This is a genomic window from Sphingomonas glacialis (genome assembly GCF_006439055.1).
GTDB lineage: Bacteria > Pseudomonadota > Alphaproteobacteria > Sphingomonadales > Sphingomonadaceae > Sphingomonas > Sphingomonas glacialis_A.
In genome coordinates, this window is the sequence record NZ_RCZC01000004.1 from 262012 (window position 1) to 284936 (window position 22925).

Consider the following 22925-nt stretch of genomic DNA (forward strand, 5'->3'; position numbering starts at 1 on the left):
CGGGTTCCATAAATCCTAAGTTACATAATTATCGTTATGTTTCAAATACTTATGAATTTTGTAACCCCTACGGGAGGGGATCTGGTACCCTAAGAATGGCGGAAAACCGCCACCGCTGACGGGTGACAACGGATAGCGGTGCCGCAACGTTGGCCGCCACCGTAGATCCAACAGATCCTCGAATGCCCGGGTGTGAAGTGCACCTACGCAGTATCCGGCAACTCCGTGCTGATCCTCGATGACCAACGCGAGTTCGGGCTCTAAGGTGGCATAGGGAGCAGCGTAGACATGCCCGAGCAGCTCTGGGTCGTGAAACTCGCGAGAGGCGTCGGAGCCGCCATCGCCGGTTGCGAGCGCTATGTCGTGGAGCGCATCGAGGTCGGTCGACGCATAGTTGCGGATGATCGGCATCTCATGTGCCTAGCAGCTATCACGCACCTTCCGAACCAGCGCTTTCAACTGTCGGTGCGACGGGGTGGGGCAGGCCAAATATCAAGACCTACGCATTCAAGGCAGCCCTTTCATCGGCATGGAAGTGCCGATGGAGTTGGAAGCCGGAAAGCTGTCAAGAATGGCGGGGACTCAGTCGAGGCCGTCCAACCTTCTGGCGGCGAAAGTCCACTAGGATACGACGGTCGTCCGCCCACACGAATTTCTGGTTCGTCCCAGCATTCGCCGTCCTCGCTTCACGAAGCTGCTGGTTTGCGTTCGCGATGCTGACGATGTTTGAGCACTGATACCCCGTTAAGTTTCCCTAGCTCGGTTCCGCGCCGCCCGTAGTTGCTTGACGTAGTCGACTACCGCCTCTGGCTCGTATGGCTTGATGAGATGAGGACCGCTTTCGCAAAGATCTGCGGCCGTGTCGGCAACGCCTTCAAGGCTCCCAGCGAGGCGGACCTCTAGTTGGGGCTGATGACTCCTCACCCAATGCGCCAGGCCGAACGCCGGCTGAGAGCCTATCGCACCGACATCACACAGAATCACGTCGATACCCAGAGAGGCCTCGCTCAAGGCCGTGATTGCTTCGTCGGTCGTGGCCGCCTCCACGACGCCATAACCGCAATGCCGAAGGTAGTCGGCGATCACGTGTCGTGAAATGACGTCGGAATCGACGATCAATATGGACGGGGTAGGGCCGGGAGATCTCGTCGGGGCGCTCATCTGAGTTTTGCGACTTCCTGTTCCACAACCGCAAGGGCATCGTGCATGCCATAAGGCTTCGCCAGGAAGCCCACAGCGCCCTCGGCTAGCGCAATTTCGGGGGCGAGATGGCCGGAGGTGAGGATGAAGGGCAACTCAGCGAGATTCTGCCGAGCGAATGCCAACAGCGCCAATCCATCGGTCGAGCCTGGCATGCGCACGTCGCTGAGAACGAGGTCAAACACCACCCCGGCCTTCAGAAGGTCGAGCGCCTCGTCACCGCTGACAGCTTCGATCACTTCATAGCCTGCGTCGCGCAGCACGTCGGTGATTAACATCCGGATAAGCAGCTCATCCTCAACCACTAGCAGACGCGCGGGGCGAGAATCTGCTGCGTCCAGCGCCTCTTTTACAACATGCATTTGGGTCTAATTCCGCTTCATTAAACGAACGGAGCGCGGGGATGTTTGTTCCTCGACAGGCATTTATGCTGTCAAGGATCGCGGCCAACGATCGAAGCTAACAAACGTGCGGGCTCCATGCCCCAACCAGAAGACGATTGATTCGCTATCCGGATGCCGCGCTGAGCAGGCAGGAAGCGGTGCGGGCAGCTCTCGGCCGCGGTGTCCGGCAACGAGCGCCGTACGAGATCGTCGCGCCGCGCCGCACGCCTAGGGTGGGCTTTGCACTGCCGCCCTGCTGGAAGGTTCAGCGCTTGGGGAGTAGCGCTTCCAGCGTCACTCGCCCGCCCTGATGGCGAACGCCAATGTTGCGATAGTCGCGGACGGTCGGAAACTCGCTCTCGATCGGGTGGGCGTGCGTTTCGGAGATGACTACGACCGCAGCGCCCGCCGCGCGTCCCGCCTCGATACCGGCCGGCGCATCCTCGAAAACGAGGCATTGCGTGACATCGGCATTCAACCGGCGCGCGGCTTCAATATAGCAGTCCGGCGCCGGCTTGCCGACCGCGATGTCCTCGGCGGTGATGAACAGTGGCGGTGCGACGAGCCCCGCCGCCTCCAGTCGGGCTTCGGCAAGACGGCGCGTGGCCGACGTCACGATCGCCCAGCCATGATGCGGCAGTCCGGCGACAAAGGCGGCGGCGCCCTCGATCGGCCGGATGCCGTCCAAATCGACCAGTTCCTCGCGCGCGATCCAGTCGGCCTCTTGCTGCGGATCTATGCCTGGCAGGGAGAGCCGCCGGATCGTCTCAAGCGTCTGCACGCCGTGAATGCGTGGCAGATATTCAACCGGGTCCAGCCCAAAGCGGGAAAACCAGCGCGACCAGACGCGCTCCGCCGAGGCGATTGAGGTTAGCAGCGTACCGTCCATATCGAAGAGACAGCCTTGAAACGATTGGGCGGGATAGGGTGTCGGGTTTGGTGAGATCTGCGAAGCCATGTTGCGGCGTTCGGTGGAATTGCGAAGGACTTCAACCTCTGATTGCCTGTTTCCGCATCGATGCGCCGATTGGCGTCACCGCACGGCAGCAACGCGAGTGGGCCAAACCCGAAAGGACGAGCGTTTGAGGTTGGGGACCGAAAGCGACCTGCGAACGGACCTGAACAGGTCGAAGCGAGAGCAGGAGCGGAATCCCATGTCCGTAACCGAGCGCCCGGAACTCCGTGCAGGCAACAGCATTCAGGAAGGTCACCTACGAGATCTTAGAGCCGTCCGACCCCTGAGGGCTTGATCTCCACTATCCCCTCGTCGCGGAACCTATAGAGGGCGGATGAAGCCATCGCTGACGATGGTCACGTCCCATCCGGTACAGACGATCTCCGTTCCACGGATGGGAATCCATAGCCGCTCGCCACACATCAACGAGCCCTTGTGTTTCTCGATGCGGCGTATAGCCCGGCCCTTGAGGCCGAGCTTTGATAGGCGGATTGTCGCCGCGGGGCTTTCCGAAATGCGATGACCTTAAAGCGCAGGATCGCTGCCGAGGGGACTACCCTATCGCCCGCATCTTTTCGATAAGATCGGCCCAGTGATTGACGGTGTCGTGAATGTCGACCGTCGCCGCATTCAACACTGAGACCGCCCTATAGGGCCACATTTCGCCGTGTAGATCCACGAAACGCTGCCGCCTGCATCCAGCGCAGCGCGTCAGGATCCTCATCGGTCTGACCTTCGACCACTACGGCTCCTTATCTGCTCTTCCAGTCGAGCACGGCCTCGGCAGCGGAGCTAGCGGTCGCTGCAGAGCGGCGCGAGCGCATTTCCGGCGGCGATCTTTCTAAGGTCTCGGTTGTCACGATGCCGAGAGTCCGAGACTCTGCTCCAAAGACACAAGGTGGTCGTCGACCTACGTTCGACATACGACCGGCGATGTGCATTTCCCTCCCAGGAGCGGCGCGCCGCATGAGCGGCATTTGCAGCGGTCACCAAATCGATTTTCCCTTACACGTCCGGAAAAGCGGACAGATGAAAAATGATAGCGAACAACATTAGTTGCTGGAGATCACGGTTAATACGTGTCGAAACGCTTGATGCGACCATGTGGTAACGCTCGGCATCGTATCGGCAGCTATTCCGCCTAGCTAGCTAAAGATGCTCGACCCTATCCGCTTGTCTTCTGCCGAATGGCCCATCCCCGGGGGTGTGTGTTTAGCCATACGCCAATCGCGAGGACGTCTGGCCTGCACAGCGAGTTGTATATCCGTTCATGGCCTGCCGGGATGTGCTTGCCGCGTTTTCGCGCATTGGCGCACCTCCCCGCGAGTTGGTGATGATCGGGGCCGCGCTGTCGGGCCCAAGGTGCGCCTAAAATGCGTCTCTTCAGAAGGAGATTGACGGCGCTGATACTGATCGTGCGACGTCTCGAGTCGCAAACTGAGCCCCCCCCCCGGTCCAGGCGAGGGCTCTAGCTTTTGCGTTAGGTCAGCACCCGCGACGGTGGCGGGTGTGAGCCTTGTCGAGGTGACGACCCAGCAGGCCACCGCCAACCCCGCCGGCGACTGTGCCGAGGACGCCGCCGCCGAGCGCGTTGCCAAGCAGCGCGCCGCCGACACCTCCCGCGATCGTGCCAACGGCACCGTTCCCGCCGCCACAGCGGTGCCTATAATCGCTGCGGCCGTGATACGTGCGATGCCGTGCCTCTGCGGCGGTCGGCACCAAAGCTGGGACCGTAACCATCGCCATCATGGCGGCCAGTGCGAACTTGCTCTTCATTGCATACTCCTTGGAACGGCCGAGAGCGCCGGAACGGACGGCTCGGTCCTACGGCCTGTCCTAGGCTCGGCAGGTGAACGGCCCCCTAATCGAACTGGCAGCTTCCCGTCAGGCTTCGCTCCCCGCGGGCCTTTTCTCGTCGCGCTGCAGGACGTGCCTGACCGCTGACCGTAACGCGTTCCACGGGATATGGCTGGGGCCTTGGGACCAGGTCGGGACAGTTGACGCGCACCAATCACTCGTAGCCCGCGGTCGCGCATGGTGATCACAACCGTCGTATGGACCAGCACGGGCTCGTCGAGGTTACGCTTCACCATTGTGAAGCCGTTGCCTGGAACCAACTCAAATCGGTCTTGGCCCGAAAATGCCCAGAGGGCGGACGCTGGGAAGCCGCAGAGGGGGGCGAATGTCGCCTTTTGGGTCACATGCGCTCGTGCTCGTGTTCCCACTGCGGTGGCAGATCAACGTGGTCGATCGGTCGGTTGGCGACTGCTACGCACGGTCGCGCGGCGGACATTTCGGTACCAATCGAGCCGGCGTTGAATACATGGACGGTCACGCCGGTCGGTGCGGCGGGTACGAGGTCGTTTTCTCTTTTCCGAAGACCGGTAGAGATTGTCTTGAAAGCCAGAGGAGGCTTCGCCGATGCATCCGGAAGTCAGGGTGAGAGCCTTTCCGCCAAGGCGGTGACCGGCGGGCTGAAGCCGATCGGGCCAGTCAGCAACTGCAGCAGTGCTACCGTGCCCGCGCCCCACTAGTAGGCGGGATGGATGCGCCTTATGGCAACGAGATCAAAGACGATGCCGATCAGGATGTATGTCATGATCGCCACGAACATTGCGAACGGTGCAAGGCCATCGAGCGGAAGCATGCCCATCAACCGGCCCATCCCAGGCGCGATCACCAGCACCGTTCCGCAGAGCATCAGACGCTTATGCCATCCCGGATAATTGCGCAGTCGGATCGCGGCGAAGGTGAGTCCGGCAAAGCCGAGGATGCCGAGGATGTCCATCGCCAGGAAGAAGCCCGGGGGAAATATCCCCGCGATACCGCCTCGCGCAACGGCCATCAGAGTCGCCGCGATCCCGAGCGGCACCATGATCGTCGCGATCCCCGCACCGAACCACCCGAGCCGACGGTGCAGCATGATGTTGTGGCCGTCCACCACCAGCCAGTTTTGGATCACGTACAGGCTGGCCCATGAAGTGAAGACCACTGCGTGAAAGTGCACCTGCCACGGAAAGTCGGTGAACCAGGCGTGGCGTACGAAGATGTCCGAGCCGAAGCCGGCGACGGCGGTGCCGAAAATGATAATCGACATGAAGAAGAGAAACCGACGTTCCTCTGCCACTCGGGTCGATCGGTGAAGTGCCGTGGCTATGCCGCCTGCCCCCCCGCGTCATTGGATCATCAACACGATGAACGCGCTTTATGGGTAGGGCAATGGCAAACCGACCATCGACTGGAGTTTGGCGCCTCGGCCCTTGGCCGTATCGTCTATGCGAAGTCTTGCGACATCAGGAGGGCATCACTGCCATTTTCTCATACCATGAAGATTGCAGGTGGTGACGAACGCGCTGCCGGTGATGAGAGACTCAGCCTCGAAGTGCTGATCTACGGATTTATATCTTTACTGATCCTGATCCGGCGCTCTGAGAAAGCCGACTAGGTCGAGGTCGCACGCCCATCATTGACCGTTGAAGGTTACGCCGAATTTCTATTGATGTTGCCAAGCTGCATCTCGCTCGGTCGCTCGCTTTCCAACGGACTGGAATGATTGATCGCGATTTATCGACCGAGCTATTGGCAGAACTTGCCCGCCGACCCTGCTCTGTCCGACGACCGCGCCCGCCGGCGGCGTGGTCAACGGACACGGTCACATCACGAGCGCTCCTCCTGCGCCCAGGATCTCGCCGATGCACTTGAACAGCTCGTCCATGACGACCGGCTTGCCAAGGACCCGGTCGGCGCCGGAGCGCAGGCAGCGGGCCGTGCCTGGCCCCGAACCCTCCGCGGTGATGACGACGATCGGAAGCCGAGCCTTCGCGTCGCCGCGCCCACGGATGCGCTCTATGACGGTATGCCCGTCCATGCCGGGCATCCGCAGGTCGACCAGAACGCAGTCGAACTCATTGGCGTCGAGCTGCGCGAGGCCGTCCTCGCCGTTGGCGCATTCGTCGGTGACACCTCCGGCCACGTTTAGCATGTCGCTCAGGACCCGTCGGTTGAGTGCGTCATCCTCGATGCAGAGAAAGCGCAACGGCTGCATCACGACGCGAGCTGCAGTTGATTTCGACCATCCCGTTTCGCCTGGTAGAGCGCCGCATCCGCGCTTCGTATCGCATGCTCGGCGCCGCCGGCGTCGATCAAGGCGACCCCGCCGCTCACGGTGACGCGGACCGGTCGCCCGTCGACCATGATCACCATGTTTTCGATGGCATTTCGGAGCCGTTCGCAGACGACCATAGCCTGCTCGAGCGAGGCGTGCCGGAGAAGGACGGCGAACTCCTCGCCCCCGATGCGGCTTACCACGTCGCCACCCCGCACGGTCGCCATCGCGATGCGTCCGAATTCGCGCAGCACGCGGTCGCCCGCTTCATGCCCATGGTTGTCGTTCACCTGCTTGAAGTGGTCGACGTCGAACATGGCGACGCACCCGAACGAGCGCTCCGGATCCACGTGCTCGACGAGCCTTTCGAGTTCCAGCTTGAATGCACGGCGGTTGGGAAGGTGGGTGAGGGGATCCGTCAGCGCCGCATGGAACAGCTGCGTCTCTATCACCTTGCGCTCGGATATGTCGCGAAGCACGCTGACGACGCCTTCGACCACCCCGGCGTCGTCGCGCACTGCGCGACTATGGGTCTCGAACCATCGTTCCGTGCCGCTCGCGGTGACCGCTCGGTATTCGAAACTGACCATCGCGCCGCCCCCGCGCAGGGTCATCACGTGCGATCTGGCCGCCGACGCGCGATCTTCAGCCACCACGAGCAGCGCAGCGTTCCGTCCCACCAGGTCCGAAGGCTCGAACCCGCCCAGCTGCGCTATCGAGGGCGAGACGAAGCGGACGCGACCATTGACGTCGAGATTGAGGATGATGTCCGTCGAGTTGTCGGCGAGCATGCGGTATCGCGCCTTGCTGTCCCGCAACTCGCGGATCAGGTTGCTGCGCCTTGCTAGGTCGGCCGAGATCGGCAGTACCGCGAGCACCGTCGCGGCAAGGTAGAATTGGAGAAACTGCATGTGGTCGCCCATGGTTCCGCGCATCAGGCTGATCGGTCCCGAGTCCCATAAGGTAAAGGTGAATCCGACTACCGTCAGCAGAACGACCGACATAGCGGCCGTGAGCGGCCCGCCGCGGAACGTGGCGAAGATCACGGGAAGGAACGGCAGGAACAGGAGCGGCATGCCGCTCTGGGCAAAGACGGCGATGCTCACGCCGACGACGAGCAGCAGCAGGACCGCGGTCTCCGCAGTACGCTTGTGGGTCATCGCCCTGATCCGCTCCCCGAGATCATCCCTGAAGAGAAGCATGAATACGGGCGTGAACGTTAGCGATCCAAGAGAATGGCCCGCGAACCATCGTGCAAATGCGGCCGCGAAGTCCGCGCCGACTACGATCGTCGCAACTGATGCGCCGCCGACGCCGCTCGCGCCGGGCGCGACCATCCCGGTTGTAAGCACGAAGCCCGCGAGCCAGCGCATCGACTCCAGCGGACGCTCCGGTATCCGGATGTGCCTCAGCACCGTGGCGGCGATGACGGCCTCGGAGAGATTGACGAACGACAGCGGAATTGCCGCGGCTACTCCAAGTCCGAACAGCGCGGTCACCGCCACCCCCGCACTTCCGCACGCCAGCAGATGGGCGGGCCAGGCGCTCGGTCGCAGCGTCGTCAGCCTCGCGATCAGGAGTGCTGTCGCAACCCAGATGAACGCCACTCCACCGTCGAAGCGGGTGGTCGAAACCGTCGCCGCTGCGAGGACGAAATAGCCGGCGGACGTCGCGATGACCGATTTCGTAGCGATCTGGTTTGGTGTCTCGCCGCTCATGCAATCGGCCTACGCCCAGAAGGTAAAGATGATGCCCTGGGGGAGCCGACCCAGCTCTCGGCCATAGAGGCACCAGAAAGATCGCATTCTGCTCGGGATCGCGGTGCCGGAGCAGCGCCGCCTTGCGGCTTCGGTCTCACCCGATGCCTCGTTACCGAGAAACCGCTCGTAAACGCTTGGCGTCGGCGTGAGCAAAGGTGATATCAGCCAGACCTGCCCTGAAAGCTGCGTCCGGCCCGGTCGATCCACGCGGTCAAAGGATTTCGGTGTGGTCGTAGGACCCGCACGGGTCTACGACGTGTCTCACACTTGATGGGACTATTGATGGCTGACCAGAAGATCCTCCAAATGACGACCTTTATAGTCTCTGCGATGGTATCGAATAATCGGGTGGCATCGGGCGATCTTCCGAGTGTCATTGCTAGCGTTTATCAAAGCCTTTCCGACACGCACCGCAAGCCAGAAGTCACCGAGGTGGCGCCGAAGCCTGCCGTCGCGATACGCGCCAGCGTCAGACCAGACTCGTTGACGTGTTTGGAGTGCGGCGGCATATTTAGGTCTCTGAAGAGGCACCTTGGGACCGTCCATGATATTTCGCCGGAGGGGTACCGTGCCAAATGGTCGCTGCCAGTGACCTATCCAATGGTCGCACCAGATGCCTCTGCTGAGCGATCACGTTCATCAAAAGCCCGGGGGTTTGGTCTTCGGCCGTCGGCACAAAGCCGATAGGGCCAACACTCAATGGCCAGCGCTGCCGCGCGATGACCGCGTCTCGGGCGCGCATGCCCGGCCATATGCAGGGCAAACAGATCTCGCATGCCGCGTGTTAGTCGTGGCCTGATCCGCGAGTGCCGTTTGTCACTGGCCTTGCCAGCAAGGCGGCGGTCGAAACGGGCACGTGGACCTCGGACATCACCCCTGCATCCAGAAGCATTCCATCCGAAGCGGAGAGCGGGATGTGCAGCAACGTTCTTGCGTCACCAAGCGGTTCGGCTGGGCCGACGCCTCGTATTGTCGGTTTCCGAGGCTCAGCCATTTCCTCCGCACGAATATTCGCTAGTAATGCTCCGTATGAGCGACGGTAGAATCGCGGATCTGACTGAGCGAGAGCTCGAAGTGATGCGCCTCGTGGCACGGAACCGCGGGTCCGACGAGATTGCCCGTGCGCTCAACATCAGCACCGAAACGGTCCAGACCCACATCAAGCGTGCCCGAGCCAAGGTTGGCGGTATCGATCGCTACGCCTTGGCGAATGCGGTCGCCGAATGGGAGGGGCGTCCCCAATCGATAGGTACCCCGGAGCTGGGGATCGAACCCGCCGCCTTCACCCTGCCAAGTACGGGTGTCTCGAATGGCGAGACGCGGCGGTTTGAACCGGAAGCGCTTCGTGAGGAGCGTGCGGTCTTCGACATTGGCGAAGATCGGAGCAGCCACGTTCAGACCTCCCAGCAGAGGGCATCGATCAATGATCTGAACGTTCCGCAGCGGCTAGGCAGGATCGGAACCATAGCGTTCCAGATGATCGCGGGCCTGGCGACTTTGCTGCTCGCAATGTCATTGCTGCAGCGGCTGTTCCAGGGCCGCTGATCCTTAATATCGCAATTCTAAATAAGGCGCGATGTTGCTCGCGCCAAGGAGATCCTATGTCCGAGAATCTTGAGAGCATGGCCCGCGGCGTGGGCGCGCAACTGATCGGCGCGGAGCGTGCCGGCAATCAGGCCGTATTGAACACTGCGGCCCTTAGCATGTCGCTGATCGAGGCGGTCATGTCCTCTAACCTACCGCACGTCACTTGCCAGTCCGCGCTTGCGGACGTGAGCGAGGCCCACGCGCTGGCGGTCAAGATGCGCTTCCATCTCGGGCGCGCGCACAGCCGCATGGCGACTGATGCGGCGGACCTCGGGATTTCCTGGTCCGCTTGGGGCGACGAATTCCCTACCCAGTCGATTGCATCGGATGCGTCAGCCGGAGCGACACAGCAGGTCGCGGAGGTAGGTTGACGGTCTCGCGAGGAGATGGTCCGATGCGGTATGCGGGTGCTGATCTTCAATGTCTTCCTGATCGGCACCTGCTGCTACGCGTTCGTGCGTGGTGGTGCGCCCGAGCGCATCGTGGCGTCACTGTTCCCGGCGGCAGCGGCCATCTCGGTGGTGTGGGGCAGGCACATCTCGAATGCGTTCGTCAGGCCGGCTTATGGACTTCTAGCCGTCGACATGGCTCTGCTCATCGCCCTGATAGCCGTGGCGCTGAGGGCCAATCGCAACTGGACGATGACAGTCGCCGCGATGCAGCTGATCATGGTGTCGGTCCACTTGGCCCGCATCCTGAACCCGGATACTATCCGACCGGTCTACACGGTGATGCTGGCGGTCTGGAGCTGGCCGATGGTGCTGCTGCTGGCGGTGGGAACGTATCAGCATCACCACCGACTAAAGCGCAACGGTCGCGACCGATCCTGGTCTGGCTGATAGGGCTGGTCGACCCGCAGCCCGCTGCTCTGGCCGACGCACTGCTACTCGAATTCGGATCGCTGGGTCGTGTTCTCGCGGCGTCGCCAGCTCGTCTTCGTCAGGTGGTTCCTAACGCGCCTCTGGTGGTCTCGCATCTTTCAGACACGCGGACCGCAATGATGGAGGCCTTCCGTTCGGAGCTTTCCTCGAGGCCATTGGTCTCCTCGTGGAACGATCTGCTTGAATATCTCATGGCCGACATGGCGCTGCTGCTCAACGAGCGCGTGCGGGTTCTGCACCTGAATACGCGCAATCTCCTCATCCGCGACGAGGTGATGAGCGAAGGTACGATCGACCAGGCGGCCTTCTACGTCCGCGAGATCGTGCGGCGTGCGCTCGAGCTGGGGTCGGCATCGATCGTGGTCGCGCACAATCATCCGAGCGGATCGCCGGAACCCAGCCGGGCCGATATCGATCTCACCCGCCGTCTCAAGCATGGCTGTGATGCGGTCGGTGTCAGATTGTTCGATCACGTAATCGTGGCGGCGGAAGGACATGCGAGCTTCCGCGCGAGGGGGCTCCTGTGATGATCCTACCGCCCTTTCGGCCGCGCAGATCACGCGCCTCGATGTTACCTCGCCTGGACATTCTGGTGGTGGAAGATGATGCGAATATTCGTGCCATCATTGAGTTGTCGCTTGGACTCGATCCTTCCATGACCGTCCGGACCGTTGAATATGGATGGGAGGCGATCGAGGAGGTCGAACGCGACGAGGTCAGCTTCGACCTCATCCTACTCGACGGGATCCTGTCCGACATGTCTGGTGCGGCATTGATTACGGCGGTTCACGCCAACCCGAAAACCAAAAATCTGCCCGTCATCATCTTAACCGCGCTACGATCAAACAGTGAATTGGATCACCTCGCGGATGCGGGAGCCAACGCGGTTATGGAGAAGCCGTTCGACCCTATTTCGCTGGCCAATCAACTACGGGCACACTTGGCTCTCCGAGATGGTCGCTGTGTTCGGTGGTGGGCAAGCGATCCGTCAACTCGGTGAGCCTCGCTACGATAGCGGACCAGGACGCCCTAACGTCGGGCGTGGAAGCCGCGTTCGCTTGCCGTTGCGCGATTTCGTGAGCGTCCTGCCCGAAGCGTTCCAATCGCGCTCGAGAGGAATGGTCGATTGGCATGATCCGCAATTAACTCTTAAGGTGCTCAGCCACAATAACATAAAGGAGCGCACTCTCGAATTTGTATAACAATTGTTTCAGCGAGTGCGTTAGGTGCGGGCTGCACCCCTCAACTCGCACAATACGCACCTATAGGATTCGGCATAAGCGCCTGCACCTTAATAAGAATGAGCGGCCAATCTTAAGACGGGGGGGGGGGCAAGTGGCATGGATGGCGTTTTTTGGGTCTGAGTTACCGCCAACGTCGTTCGTCAGCGCCATCGGGGAGCCCGCCAACTTCAAGCATTCGCGATCGGTGGGAGCGTTCGTCGGGCTGACGACGCGGCGCTATCAGTCTGGCGAGATCGACTAAGACCGTCACATCTCCAGGCGCGGCGACAGCCACCTACGCGGCCTGCTCTATGAAGGGGGGCAGTCCTCCTCACGCGCAGTCGATCCGAATGCGATCTGCGAATGTGGGGCCTGCGACTCCGAGAACGGCTCTGTTTCAAGCGTGCCGCGGTCGCGGTCGCTCGCAAGCTCGCAATCATTATGCATAGCATGCTGATCACCGGCGAACCGTTCAGGGAAGAATCCGCCATAGCTTGAATCTCCGAACTCGTCCGCGTCGCAAGGCGCCACGAGACGTCCTCCAGGGACGTAGGCTGACCCATTCCGCGCCGTTTGTTGCACTCTTCCTGGGCGGCAGCCGAAATGCGTTGCGAACCTCGGAAGGGCCGCCCTCTGGTTTGTTCAACGAAAGACGATCGTCTTGGCGCCGTTCGAGATGACGCGGTGTTCGATGTGCGCGCGAACGGCGCCTGCCAGGACTTGGGCTTCGATGTCCGCTCCAGTTGCGACAAGCCCTCCGGCGTCATGGCGTGAGTGACCCGCCTGGTGTCCTGCTCGATGATCGGTCCCTCGTCGAGGTCCGTGGTAACGTAGTGCGCTGTGGCGCCGATCATCTTTACTCCGCGCGCGAACGCCTGGTGGTACGGCTTGGCGCCCTTGACGCTCGGCAGGAAGCTGCGGTGGATATTGATGCACCTGCCCGCAAGCCGCTCGCACAAGCCAGGCGACAGGACCTGCATGTAGCGAGCAAGCACGACGAGATCGACATCGAGTGAATCGACCAGCGCGAGCAACTCCGCCTCCTGCGCGCGCTTGCCCAATTCTGTGACCGGCAGATGATGATAGGGCAGGGCCGCTCCATTCCACGAAGGAGCACATCGTGTTGTGGTTGGACACCACTGCTGCAATATTGACGTCGAGCGCGCCGCTGCGCCAGCGATGGAACAGATCCTGCCGGCAATGCCCGAACTTCGACACCAGGATCCGCACCCGTGGCCGAACAGCGATATCGTGCAAGGCCCGCTGAAGGCGGAACGTATGTTCGATCATTCTGAAGTCGTCGATCAGCATCGGAAGCGTCTCGGAACCCGCAGCCGCGACCGTGAACGCGGTGCACATGAAGAACTGGCGGGTGGTGGGATCGTTGAATTGGTTGGATGCGGTAATTGATCCGCCGTGGCCGGTCAGCAGGCTGGTGACGCAAGCGACGATTCCTGGACGGTCCGGGCATTTGGGGACGAGGACAAAGCGCTGGATCGCATCGGACGAGTTCATGATTCGGACGGTCCTTCGCCGGATGCGTCTGCGAGCCAGAGCGTCAGATGGTGCGACAGGCTGGCCTCCGCATAAAGGTGGAACAGATCGCCGTCCTCTACGCGGTCTAGCAGGCAGTTGGACTGCGCGAACGAACTCCGGGCGCAGGTGTGCATTCGGAACGTGCGGAGACGGAGATCCAGACTGCACCCTTGCGACAGCAGCGCGCGCGACCTGGAGCGGCTTACCGCGAAGCGCACCAGCGCCCCGGTCACATCTGCGAAGTGACCGCCTGTCCCGGCGATCGCCTCGCGGAGGGCATCCTGCCGTTCAGCACCATCGATGATCATCCATTCGTTCGGGCCGCGTCAGCATACCCGAGGCGAGTCGCCGTTCGATCGACGGAGTGCGGGCATGCATTGACCAAGCGCGGCATCGCACGCGCCTAGGGCGGCAGCCGGCGGGTGGCGCAACCGCAGGTGAAGGACCGACACGGGCGGCGAGATGGCGACCCGAACGTCGAGCGCGGATAGGACAGGTGGGTCATCCACTTCAACGCCTATCGCCAACTGCATGACCTCGATGACGGTGCCTCAGGCGAAAAATGAAACAGGATCGCCTTGGCGCCGAGCGGGACAGAAGGCTCGGTGACTGGTCATCATCGGCCGGGTAGCGGCATTAGCCGCGCGCGCCGCGCCAAATTCCGCCGAGGCTTTCAATTATCGCGTTCGCCCGGATCACCGCGTCGCGAAGGCCGGAAAAGCGTGAGGGTGTTTCAGAGAGGGCGTCGTGGGCCTTTCGGTCTCATCAGGTCCGTAGGCTCGGTGGCATATTCCTTTCCCACTTAGATATTGCAGCGGATCAGCCGCGCATGCGGCGTGCTTTACCTTCCGGTGATCTTCACACCGATGGTGTCGGCGAGGTCGACGAGCAGGGAAAACGTCGCCGGATCAGAGATGATATCCTGCGAGGGCGCGACACAGAGCAACGGGTCCGGCGGCATCCGGTCCCCGAATAGCATGATGGCGCGAGCGCGATCGTCCTGCCGCGAGATCCAGGAGAGCCCCTGCACGTCCGGGCATTGGGCATGAATGGCCTCAGCCCATTTGCGCGTTTGCGGATAGATATCCTTATCGGTCTCGATGAGATCGACTCGGCCGATGCCGAGCTTGCGCAGCGCCGTGTTGTTCAGATCGACAAGCGTCAGACCGGCAGCCGACTCAATTTGGGAATAATCGTGGTGCTGCAGCTTTCGCTTGGCGACCGTCTTAAGTCCCGGCTCGAACGGAACGTCATGAAACACCGTTTCCATGGCCGCGCATTCAAGCGTGGTGCCGGCGTAAATCGTCGGGATGTAGTCGCCCTTGGCGTCGGCGATCGGGCTGAACCGAGCGTTTCCGCCGGCTCCGGGGTTAAACTCGACCGCTCCGTATGCGTCGGGGTGGATGCGGTGCATGGTCACTCGGGCGGGCCAACTGGTCGTCTTCACCAGATCAGCTAGATTCGCCGCCGGCACCGGGATGACGCGCGGCGCCGCGACCAGCCGAGGCGCCGCTACCGCCGGCGGCGCCGGGAGTCGGGCGGGCTTGGTCTTGGCAGGGTCCCTGGACCGGCTGGACGAACCTGACACCGGCATGTTCGCTTTAGCCATGAAGAACGCCGGCCATTTCATCTTCTGCGGCCGCGAGCACGCGCTCGGGGTCGGTCTTCAGCAGATCCTTGGGTGCCTTGCCGCCGAGGAAGCTGTTGACCGAGGCGAACCAGATGGCGACGTCCCAGTAGTTAAGCTCATCGCCGAACAGTTTGAGCACGGGCGCGAGCCCTTTGACGGGCCGATACTGAGCCTCCGGGTCGAGGGCGTAGCCCGGATACAAATCGGCACCATCGTGGGGCAGGGCGAAAATCCGACCCTCGCGCTTCCATTTGTTGGGCTGCGCGCTGGCGTTCTGCCCGACGAAGCCGGCAATTTTCGACAGACTGGCAGCGGTCAGCCAGTCGCCATCTGTCAGCACCGCCTTGCGCGCCTCGGCGTTCATGCGTGCTTCGGTCAGGAGATGCTCGGGGATAGGCACGGCGGGGACGAGCGCGTCGACCAGCTTTTCGAGCGTCGCGGTTTGCCGATCGGCAATCTTGCGAACAATCATCGGCGCGATGAGACGGAAGGCTTCGGCGACGGCCGAGGCTACGTTCTTGCCGCCCTGATCGAGCCGGAATGCTACGATCTGGCGATCATCAAAGACCTTCAGCCGCTCGCGGATTTCAGGTGCAGAGCCGGCCAGCGCTTCGATGCCCAGCGCAGAAAATTCATTCGTGGATGTCGCGGTCATAATCGCTCCAATCGGATATCATGGATATCATGGATATCATGGATATCATGGATATCATGGATATCATGGATATCATGGATATCATGGATATCATGGATATCATGGATATCATGGATATCATGGATATCATGGATATCATGGATATCATGGATATCATGGATATCATGGATATCATGGATATCATGGATATCATGGATATCATGGATATCATGGATATCATGGATATCATGGATATCATGGATATCAATATACACTGATATCCTTCATATTCAATGAAGCATTTGGCAAATCGTTATCGACGGCGCGATGGAGAGGGACAGATCGACAGATAAGCACGCCTCGGCCCTATTTGGTGTGCGCTTCAACCAAACTCGTCGGTTTGCCTGATCTCGATCAGGTCCGATGGGAAGGTGCGTTCCTGCAAAGGCTACGGCGTCGTCGAAGCTTCCGTGAAACTAAGTCATGGTCATCCGACACCGACAGGATTGGCATCGGACTAGGTGAGACCGTTACGATAGGGTGGGAAAGTGATTTTGCTTTGCGAGGGCGGCGTGGTGCGCATGCTTGATAAACCCCAGGTCTGGGGGAAGCAACAGAAGCGGCGCTGCCCATCGGAAACATGGCGCTTGCCTCGAAGCTCGACTTAAACCTGAGTCCGATAATATATCTTATGTTAAATTAATATGTTTCGCGGGGTCGCTGGCCGAATTGCCAAAACGGAAAAGGCGACACGATGATGCTTATCGCACGCTAACCCTGCCAGATCATCGATACCTACTGGCCAAGGCAAGACGCACATCCAGCGGGATCGTATAGACGGCTTCGCGTTGAGCGCCTCGATTAGGATGATCCACACGATATCCCTGGTAATGGCGACGCAGCAATCCAGCGCGGACAAGGTCCGATACCGCTCGGCTAACATTCGTCCGACCTGATCGCAGTATGCGCGCCTCGATCTCCTCATCCTGCCGCTGGGCCAGATCGCTCGCACCTTCAAAGGCGTCAGCTTGTGCAATCAGCTCGGATCGAATCGCTGCGATCATGGCCGTACGGCGACAGTCGCGATTAGCCAACGGGGCCAGTGCTTGGCATAGCCAGTCGCGGACCGGAACCAGATCAGCTTGGCTTCGGACATAAGGTCCAAGGCTGCCATTCTCCCCTGCGGCCTTCGCGATCAGGTTAAGGATGAGCAACACATATCTGGGGCGCTTCGAAACCCGCGACACGCGCTCGACCAGATCTGGCAGCGCGACGCCGGCCGACGCTATGGTCGGTGGGGTTCGTTCGACATGGTCGAAGAGATCAGCCTGATGGAACATAGCAGGAATATAGCACAAGCGATTCAGCTTTGAATCCCCCCCTTGCCTACTATGGCCAACAAAAATCACCAGTGTCACTTTATCGCGAGGTAAAGTGACACTGGTGACAAAGTTCAGACTTGGTTGGCACCCCCAGAAAGAGGACGTGATCGACGGTGCCTCTGTCTGTCTCTTGGCCGATGCGCAAATGGCAGTTCGGTCGTCGTCAACCGGACATGGTTCACGAGATAGAGTTTTGGGACGCGATCGCTCGCCCCAAGGGCGACGGTGGTGTATTAGGCTGGCCATCAGGACGCTTTCGGCCAAACGGAGCTTAAAAGGCGGCGGGTTTCGCTAGTCCCACATTAAGTCACTGGAATTCTACCCGAACTGCGGAAATTGAGCATTTGTACCTGTTGTATCATCCCCCTGATATGACGGCGGATTAGGTTTCGGTTAACGCGCGCGCCCTATGCCAGGATCATGGTCGAGCCATCCAACTCATTCCTAAAACCCGCTGACGAGGAAGCCAGGCTCGCGTGTTTGCCGGAATATGATATTCTCGGCACCGAGCCTGAAGCAGAATATGATCACCTGACAAAACTAGCGGCAGATCTATTTAACGCGCCAATCTGTTTTGTATCTCTCGTAGGCCGAGAGGAAGTGTGGATAAAGGCTCATTGGGGGCTCGACGAAAGCCGCGGAACTCGCGACACGTCTTTCTGTACGCACACGATCCTGAGCGCCGACCCGCTCATAGTTCTAGACGCAACGTTAGATGAGCGTTTTCGCGACAACCCAAACGTTGTCGACGGGATTGCCGTCGGATTTTATGCTGGCGCGCCGATTATCAACAAGGAAGGTGTCAAACTCGGTGCCTTGTGCATCATCGATCGTGTTCCCCGGCCCGCATTTAGCGACCGCCAACGACGTCTACTGGTGCAGCTTGCAACATTGGTATCGGAACGCCTCGATGCCCGCCGCGATGCCCGCAAGGACATCGCGATCGGGAGCTTCGCACAATCAACGGGCCTCGCCATCATTACGGCGGATGCCGGCGGCAATATTACTTTCTGGAACGACGCAGCCCGGATCCTGTTCGGCTACGGCAGAAACGAAGCGGTTGGACGGCAGCTCGAAATCATCATGCCTGAGCGTTTTCGGAAGGCCCATCGCAGCGGGCTAACGCGTCTGGGCAATGGCGGTGCGTCGGCCTTGGCTGGCAAAAGCGTGGAGGTCACTGCCATGCACCGTGACGGCCGGGAATTCCCGATAGAGCTCTCCGTTGCGGCATGGAGCGGAAGATCGGGGATGGAGTTCGGAGCCCATATCCAAGACATTTCTGCTCGGAAAGCACGTGAAGCCGATCTCCACCATTTCGCACGTCATGATAGCCTGACCGGTTTGCTCAATCGAGGTGGGTTCAGGGCGTGTGTCGAAGACTGCCTGCGCGATCATGGGGCCGCATCGTTGCTTGTGTTGGACCTGGATTGCTTCAAGAGCGTTAACGATACCCTGGGTCACGCCGTGGGCGATGCGCTGCTGCAGACAATCGCGGTTCGGATGACGGCGTGTGTGGAAGGTGAAGGCGTACTTGGACGGATCGGTGGCGACGAGTTCGCGCTGTTGGTTTCCCGTGGCAGCGACTTAATCACTGCCAGGGCAACAGCGCAGCGTCTGCTGGAAGCATTCTCCAAACCGTTCGAAATCGCCGGTCACGATCTGCAGATCGGCACAAGCATCGGAATCGCGATAGCGCCACTCCATTCGGCCGACAGCGATGAACTCCTCGTTCGCGCCGACCTAGCACTGCTTCGTGCAAAAAGTGCCGGCGGGAGAACCTACAGGGTGTTTGACACTGGTATGGCAAACCAGCTCACAGCACGGCGCGCATTCAAGGATCAGATGCGGCAGGCTTATCTCGATGGGCAATGGGCGCTGTTTTACCAGCCCCAGGTTCGCCTATCTGACGGCAAGCTCAACGGCGCGGAAGCGTTGTTGCGGTGGCGACATCCAACCCGCGGAATGTTGCTGCCAGCCGCGTTCATGCCGGTTCTGGAGACCCACCTACTTGCTTACGAGGTAGGGTGTTGGGTGATCGACGAGGCCTGTCGCCAGTTGGCGGAATGGCGTGCCCAAAGCCTCTGTATAGATCGGGTGGGCATCAATCTGTTTGCGGCCCAGGTCCGCGCGGGCACCCTGGAAACGGTGATCCTAACGGCGCTGGAGCGCCATGATCTGCAACCAAGCGATCTCGAACTCGAGATCACCGAAACGATCGTCCTTGGCCACGATGACGGCGCACTTGAGCCTTTGCGTAGGCTTCACGACCTCGGCGTCGGGATTGCATTCGACGACTTCGGAACCGGGTTCGCCTCTCTCAGCACGCTCAAAAGGTTTCCGTTGTCGCGACTTAAAATCGATCGTTCTTTCGTAGAGGATATCTGTTCTGAGCCGCACAGCATTGCCATAGTGCGAGCTATATCGGCGATGGGTCAAAGCCTTGGGCTAAACGTAATCGCCGAAGGCATCGAGACATCCGAACAGGCCGATATGGTTGCTAAGCTTGGGTGTAGTGAAGGCCAGGGCTATTTGTACGGCCGCCCTCAAGATGGCAGATCATTCCCACAATTCGTTATGCCTGGCAGCTGGACTGGAACGGTATGGCCAGAGTGTGGGTAGACGGCGGAAGGGAACACCACTTATTCGGAGCGGAGCCGCTTCCAAACGTAAGGGTCGTCTGAAAGCCGCCGCTTCGTTTGAAACCGCCTGCCCTCGCCTTGGCGCACAAGCTCGTAAACCGACCTCAGATGAGTCGCGGCGGTCTCCCCTGCCCTCGTGACGGTTTTGCCCGCAGTCGGAAGATGAGAAAATCATCGTTATTCTGCCGTGGGCTGCACCGAGCAGCGCTGCCGTCCAGTTCTTCTCGACCGGCGTTACCGAGTTTGGGGCTCCAGCAGTATTCATCACGCCCGGCAGCGACAGGACGAGAGCCGACGCACTGATGGCCCACCGCAACAGGGGCTGCAAGAAAGCTACAAATGGTCCAGTTTCGGCCGTTTGTAGCGCTATCGATCTTTCCGATACCGGCCACTTGTTCAGCTTCGATGTTTAAACAAACATCGGCTTGCTGCGGCCTAAGGGACTGCGAAGACGTCTGAATCTTACGACCGTGGTTACACGTAAAAAGATCGCCCCAGTTCTGTCATGTCCACGAAGCAATACTGACATGAAGCGTCCCTAGGAGCCGGGTGCCGAACACGAAAAATCGTCTGAAGGCAGATCTCCCAGGGGAATACGACATGGTAAAGTTCACCACGGCCAGCGCGCTGGTCGCGCTGCAGTTCGCGCTGTGCGCACCCGTTTATGCGCAGACTGCTGAGGGCACCGCAGCAAGCGTCGCGCCCGTCAACGACGCGGAAGACGGCAACGCCATCATCGTCACCGGCACGCGCGACCGCGGCCGGACACAGTTCAATTCGCTATCCCCGGTCGACGTGCTCCCCGCCGCCGCGCTAGACGCCAGCATCTCGGGCGACCTGTCGGACACGCTGGCGCAGGTTTTGCCGTCGTTCAACGTGCAGCGCCTCCCCGCCGCGGACGGCCAAGCCTTCGTGCGCCCCGCCACGTTGCGCGGCCTGTCCGCCGACCAAACGCTCGTGCTCGTCAACGGCAAGCGCTATCATCGATCGGCCTTGCTCGGCACGCGTGGCGCACAGGCGCCCGACCTTGCGACCATTCCTGGCCTAGCGATCAAGAGCATCGAAGTGCTGCGCGACGGAGCCTCGGCGCAATATGGCTCGGATGCGATCGCGGGCGTGATCAACATCATCCTCGACGACCAGCCGGGAATGAGCGCGTTCGGCCGCTATTCGCAATATTACAAAGGCGACGGCAAGGAATATCAAAGCGGCATCCAGGGCGGTATCGCGCTGGGCGATCGCGGGAGCCTGGTCTTCACCGGCGAGTATGACCATGCCGAGGCGACCTCGCGCACGCGTCAGCGTCCCGACGCCCTCGCCTTCCAGGCCGCCAACCCGACACTGAACGTTCCCAACCCGGTGCAGCGCTGGGGCCAGCCCGACCAGGAAGCCATCCGCGCCGGCCTGAACACGCATTACGATTTTTCCGACGCGGTCACGCTCTATGCCTTCGGCACGGCGCAGGAAGGCGAAGGCGTCACCGACTTTAACTGGCGCAACCCGGCCGGCACCGCGACCGTCTACAACCCCAGCACGGCCTTTCCCGGCTTCAGCTTCAAGAGCCTCTATCCGACCGGCTTCACGCCGCGCTTTGGCACGCAGAACTCGGACATCCAGGGCATCGGCGGCGTGCGCGGCGCGCTGGCCACCGCATTGACCTACGATCTGAGCGCTTCCTATGGTCGCAGCCTGATCGACTATACTTTGGGCGAAAGCCTCAACGCTTCGCTTGGGCCGAGCAGCCCGACATCGTTCTATCTCGGCCGCCTTGCGCAGCGCGAGTTCAACCTCAACGCCGACTTCGTCTATCGCCTGCAGGTCGGCATGCTCAACCCGGTCAACATCGCGTTTGGTGCCGAGCGCCGGGTCGAGAACTATCAGGTCACCGCCGGCGACGCCGCATCCTATGCGGTAGGTGCGGGCGCGGCGACGGGCCTTGCGCCAAACTCGAACGGCTTTCCGGGGTTCAGCCCGATTCAGGCGGGCGAGTTCGATCAGATCAGCTATGCCGGCTACGGTGACATCGAGTGGCAGCCGATGAAGATGCTGAGCGTCGGCGGCGCCGGACGATATGAGAGCTTCTCGCGCTTCGGCGACAAGTTCACCTACAAATTGAGTGCGCGGCTTGAGCCGGTCGACGGCATCGCGCTGCGCGGTGGCTATTCCACCGGATTCCGCGCGCCGACGCCCGGGCAGCTAAACACCTCGAACACGACGCAAGGGCTCGACACCGTTACGCTGCAGATCTTCAACAGCGGCCGCCTGTCGCCCTCCGATCCGCTCGCCATCTCGCTCGGCGCCAAGCCGCTCAAGCCCGAGACCTCGAAAACCGGGACTGCGGGCCTGACGTTCAAGACCGATTTCGGGCTGACCGGCAGCGTCGACGCCTATCAGATCAATGTCGACAATCGCTTCAGCCAGTCGGCGACGTTCGCGGTACCGGCCGGGGTCGCCAATCCGCTGCGCTTCACTTCGGTCAGCTATTTCACCAACGATTTCGACACCCGCACGCGGGGCATCGATGCTGTCCTCTCCTATGCACGCAACCTTGGCCCCGGCCGCGCGACAGCGACGATCGCCTACAACTATAACAATACTAAGGTGACGAGTGCTGCCTCGGCGGCGATCCCCAACGACACGCAGCGCCGGATCTTCCAGGAACGCCTGCCGCAGCACAATGCGACTGGATCGATCGTTTACGATATCGGGCCGGTCGGTCTGCTCGCGCGCGGGCGCTTCTACGGGCCATGGACCGACGTCACCGGCAACGCGACCGGCGACCTGTTCCAGCGCTTCGGATCGATCTCCTTGTTCGACGTGTCGGCCAGCTACACGTTCGACAAGCATTTCACGATCCGTGGCGGCGCCGAGAACGTGTTTAACACCTATCCTGCCGAGGCGACCAACCAGGCGGTGCGCGGGTTGATCTATTCTCGCAACGCCCCGTACGATACCGATGGCGGCCAATATTATGTCCGCGTCGGCATGAAGTTCTGATGCAACGAGCCGA

22 protein-coding genes and 2 pseudogenes are annotated in these 22925 nt (G+C 60.8%); 11 read left to right on the plus strand and 13 right to left on the minus strand.

The window, feature by feature from the left end:
• Window positions 1–15 precede the first annotated feature (15 nt).
• From EAH76_RS15705 to EAH76_RS15740, 8 genes are all read right to left on the minus strand, one after another.
• Complete coding sequence (locus tag EAH76_RS15705) at window positions 16–411, minus strand: hypothetical protein (RefSeq protein ID WP_140851218.1); 396 nt, start codon at window positions 409–411, stop codon at window positions 16–18.
• Between the two features lie 333 nt (window positions 412–744).
• Entirely contained in the window at window positions 745–1119 is a 375-nt protein-coding gene (locus EAH76_RS15710; RefSeq protein ID WP_241659726.1) for a response regulator, read from the minus strand.
• Between the two features lie 38 nt (window positions 1120–1157).
• The gene (locus tag EAH76_RS15715) at window positions 1158–1562 is read right to left on the minus strand and encodes a response regulator (protein ID WP_140851220.1); all 405 of its coding nucleotides are present in this window, start codon (window positions 1560–1562) and stop codon (window positions 1158–1160) included.
• A 286-nt stretch (window positions 1563–1848) separates the two neighbouring features.
• Window positions 1849–2541, minus strand: a complete 693-nt coding sequence (locus tag EAH76_RS15720; protein ID WP_140851221.1) for an HAD-IA family hydrolase — start codon at window positions 2539–2541, stop codon at window positions 1849–1851.
• A 1482-nt stretch (window positions 2542–4023) separates the two neighbouring features.
• Window positions 4024–4314 (minus strand): hypothetical protein, encoded by a 291-nt coding sequence (locus EAH76_RS15725; protein ID WP_140851222.1) that lies wholly within the window; start codon window positions 4312–4314, stop codon window positions 4024–4026.
• 754 nt (window positions 4315–5068) lie between these two features.
• Entirely contained in the window at window positions 5069–5665 is a 597-nt protein-coding gene (locus EAH76_RS15730) for a hypothetical protein (protein WP_140851223.1), read from the minus strand.
• Window positions 5666–6190: 525 nt separating this feature from the next.
• Window positions 6191–6583 carry a response regulator gene (locus EAH76_RS15735; protein ID WP_140851337.1) on the minus strand — a complete coding sequence of 131 codons (393 nt, stop codon included), beginning with the start codon at window positions 6581–6583 and terminating at the stop codon, window positions 6191–6193.
• On the minus strand, window positions 6583–8361 hold the full coding sequence (locus EAH76_RS15740; protein WP_140851224.1) for a sensor domain-containing diguanylate cyclase: 1779 nt from the start codon (window positions 8359–8361) through the stop codon (window positions 6583–6585). The genes EAH76_RS15735 and EAH76_RS15740 overlap by 1 nt, the downstream gene beginning before the upstream one ends.
• Before the next feature lie 348 nt (window positions 8362–8709).
• Between EAH76_RS15740 and EAH76_RS15745 the strand changes: the two genes are divergently transcribed.
• The 7 genes and pseudogenes from EAH76_RS15745 to EAH76_RS15775 all read left to right on the plus strand — a co-directional run.
• Complete coding sequence (locus EAH76_RS15745; protein ID WP_277754291.1) at window positions 8710–9090, plus strand: MucR family transcriptional regulator; 381 nt, start codon at window positions 8710–8712, stop codon at window positions 9088–9090.
• 342 nt (window positions 9091–9432) lie between these two features.
• The gene (locus tag EAH76_RS15750; RefSeq protein WP_241659727.1) at window positions 9433–9948 is read left to right on the plus strand and encodes a response regulator transcription factor; all 516 of its coding nucleotides are present in this window, start codon (window positions 9433–9435) and stop codon (window positions 9946–9948) included.
• A gap of 56 nt (window positions 9949–10004) precedes the next feature.
• The gene (locus EAH76_RS15755) at window positions 10005–10361 is read left to right on the plus strand and encodes a hypothetical protein (RefSeq protein ID WP_241659728.1); all 357 of its coding nucleotides are present in this window, start codon (window positions 10005–10007) and stop codon (window positions 10359–10361) included.
• A 30-nt stretch (window positions 10362–10391) separates the two neighbouring features.
• Window positions 10392–10829 (plus strand): hypothetical protein, encoded by a 438-nt coding sequence (locus tag EAH76_RS15760; RefSeq protein WP_140851227.1) that lies wholly within the window; start codon window positions 10392–10394, stop codon window positions 10827–10829.
• A 62-nt stretch (window positions 10830–10891) separates the two neighbouring features.
• Window positions 10892–11398 (plus strand): RadC family protein, encoded by a 507-nt coding sequence (locus EAH76_RS15765; protein ID WP_241659747.1) that lies wholly within the window; start codon window positions 10892–10894, stop codon window positions 11396–11398.
• 41 nt (window positions 11399–11439) lie between these two features.
• Window positions 11440–11871 carry a response regulator gene (locus EAH76_RS15770; RefSeq protein WP_161989062.1) on the plus strand — a complete coding sequence of 144 codons (432 nt, stop codon included), beginning with the start codon at window positions 11440–11442 and terminating at the stop codon, window positions 11869–11871.
• 374 nt (window positions 11872–12245) lie between these two features.
• A pseudogene (locus EAH76_RS15775) lies at window positions 12246–12592 on the plus strand (transposase); the annotation flags it as partial.
• Window positions 12593–12897: 305 nt separating this feature from the next.
• Here EAH76_RS15775 and EAH76_RS24790 read toward each other — a convergent pair.
• Window positions 12898–13089: pseudogene (locus EAH76_RS24790) on the minus strand (formyltransferase family protein); the annotation flags it as partial.
• 184 nt (window positions 13090–13273) lie between these two features.
• On the opposite strand from EAH76_RS24790, the gene EAH76_RS24795 reads away from it, so the two are divergent.
• Window positions 13274–13504, plus strand: a complete 231-nt coding sequence (locus tag EAH76_RS24795) for a hypothetical protein (RefSeq protein ID WP_347233108.1) — start codon at window positions 13274–13276, stop codon at window positions 13502–13504.
• Between the two features lie 101 nt (window positions 13505–13605).
• Here EAH76_RS24795 and EAH76_RS15785 read toward each other — a convergent pair whose 3' ends face one another.
• From EAH76_RS15785 to EAH76_RS15795, 3 genes are all read right to left on the minus strand, one after another.
• A complete protein-coding gene (locus tag EAH76_RS15785; protein ID WP_140851229.1) occupies window positions 13606–13938 on the minus strand; it encodes a sarcosine oxidase subunit gamma family protein in 333 nt (110 codons plus the stop codon).
• Window positions 13939–14471: 533 nt separating this feature from the next.
• Complete coding sequence (locus EAH76_RS15790; protein WP_241659729.1) at window positions 14472–15239, minus strand: RES family NAD+ phosphorylase; 768 nt, start codon at window positions 15237–15239, stop codon at window positions 14472–14474.
• The gene (locus EAH76_RS15795) at window positions 15232–15915 is read right to left on the minus strand and encodes a hypothetical protein (RefSeq protein WP_140851230.1); all 684 of its coding nucleotides are present in this window, start codon (window positions 15913–15915) and stop codon (window positions 15232–15234) included. Before EAH76_RS15795 ends, EAH76_RS15790 begins: the two co-directional genes overlap by 8 nt.
• A gap of 20 nt (window positions 15916–15935) precedes the next feature.
• Between EAH76_RS15795 and EAH76_RS24505 the strand changes: the two genes are divergently transcribed.
• A complete protein-coding gene (locus EAH76_RS24505; RefSeq protein ID WP_241659730.1) occupies window positions 15936–16172 on the plus strand; it encodes a hypothetical protein in 237 nt (78 codons plus the stop codon).
• A 507-nt stretch (window positions 16173–16679) separates the two neighbouring features.
• Here the strand turns inward: EAH76_RS24505 and EAH76_RS15805 are convergent.
• On the minus strand, window positions 16680–17234 hold the full coding sequence (locus EAH76_RS15805; protein ID WP_140851232.1) for a hypothetical protein: 555 nt from the start codon (window positions 17232–17234) through the stop codon (window positions 16680–16682).
• 462 nt (window positions 17235–17696) lie between these two features.
• On the opposite strand from EAH76_RS15805, the gene EAH76_RS15810 reads away from it, so the two are divergent.
• Both EAH76_RS15810 and EAH76_RS15815 read left to right on the plus strand, forming a co-directional pair.
• Window positions 17697–19895, plus strand: coding sequence for a sensor domain-containing phosphodiesterase (locus tag EAH76_RS15810; RefSeq protein WP_140851233.1), 2199 nt, complete (start codon window positions 17697–17699; stop codon window positions 19893–19895).
• Window positions 19896–20515: 620 nt separating this feature from the next.
• The gene (locus EAH76_RS15815; RefSeq protein ID WP_140851234.1) at window positions 20516–22912 is read left to right on the plus strand and encodes a TonB-dependent receptor plug domain-containing protein; all 2397 of its coding nucleotides are present in this window, start codon (window positions 20516–20518) and stop codon (window positions 22910–22912) included.
• Window positions 22913–22925: the final 13 nt, after the last annotated feature.

Bases quoted from the DNA above. Each gene is read 5' to 3' on its own strand.
- EAH76_RS15805 (WP_140851232.1), bottom strand. From the start codon at position 17,234: ATGTTCCATCAGGCTGATCTCTTCGACCATGTCGAACGAACCCCACCG.
- EAH76_RS15715 (WP_140851220.1), bottom strand. From the start codon at position 1,562: ATGCATGTTGTAAAAGAGGCGCTGGACGCAGCAGATTCTCGCCCCGCG.
- EAH76_RS15795 (WP_140851230.1), bottom strand. From the start codon at position 15,915: ATGACCGCGACATCCACGAATGAATTTTCTGCGCTGGGCATCGAAGCG.
- EAH76_RS15815 (WP_140851234.1), top strand. From the start codon at position 20,516: ATGGTAAAGTTCACCACGGCCAGCGCGCTGGTCGCGCTGCAGTTCGCG.
- EAH76_RS15705 (WP_140851218.1), bottom strand. From the start codon at position 411: ATGCCGATCATCCGCAACTATGCGTCGACCGACCTCGATGCGCTCCAC.
- EAH76_RS15810 (WP_140851233.1), top strand. From the start codon at position 17,697: ATGGTCGAGCCATCCAACTCATTCCTAAAACCCGCTGACGAGGAAGCC.
- EAH76_RS15770 (WP_161989062.1), top strand. From the start codon at position 11,440: ATGTTACCTCGCCTGGACATTCTGGTGGTGGAAGATGATGCGAATATT.
- EAH76_RS15720 (WP_140851221.1), bottom strand. From the start codon at position 2,541: ATGGCTTCGCAGATCTCACCAAACCCGACACCCTATCCCGCCCAATCG.
- EAH76_RS15785 (WP_140851229.1), bottom strand. From the start codon at position 13,938: ATGATCATCGATGGTGCTGAACGGCAGGATGCCCTCCGCGAGGCGATC.
- EAH76_RS15790 (WP_241659729.1), bottom strand. From the start codon at position 15,239: ATGGCTAAAGCGAACATGCCGGTGTCAGGTTCGTCCAGCCGGTCCAGG.
- EAH76_RS15740 (WP_140851224.1), bottom strand. From the start codon at position 8,361: ATGAGCGGCGAGACACCAAACCAGATCGCTACGAAATCGGTCATCGCG.
- EAH76_RS15725 (WP_140851222.1), bottom strand. From the start codon at position 4,314: ATGAAGAGCAAGTTCGCACTGGCCGCCATGATGGCGATGGTTACGGTC.
- EAH76_RS24505 (WP_241659730.1), top strand. From the start codon at position 15,936: ATGGATATCATGGATATCATGGATATCATGGATATCATGGATATCATG.
- EAH76_RS15745 (WP_277754291.1), top strand. From the start codon at position 8,710: ATGACGACCTTTATAGTCTCTGCGATGGTATCGAATAATCGGGTGGCA.
- EAH76_RS15750 (WP_241659727.1), top strand. From the start codon at position 9,433: ATGAGCGACGGTAGAATCGCGGATCTGACTGAGCGAGAGCTCGAAGTG.
- EAH76_RS15755 (WP_241659728.1), top strand. From the start codon at position 10,005: ATGTCCGAGAATCTTGAGAGCATGGCCCGCGGCGTGGGCGCGCAACTG.
- EAH76_RS24795 (WP_347233108.1), top strand. From the start codon at position 13,274: ATGGAACAGATCCTGCCGGCAATGCCCGAACTTCGACACCAGGATCCG.
- EAH76_RS15735 (WP_140851337.1), bottom strand. From the start codon at position 6,583: ATGCAGCCGTTGCGCTTTCTCTGCATCGAGGATGACGCACTCAACCGA.
- EAH76_RS15760 (WP_140851227.1), top strand. From the start codon at position 10,392: ATGCGGGTGCTGATCTTCAATGTCTTCCTGATCGGCACCTGCTGCTAC.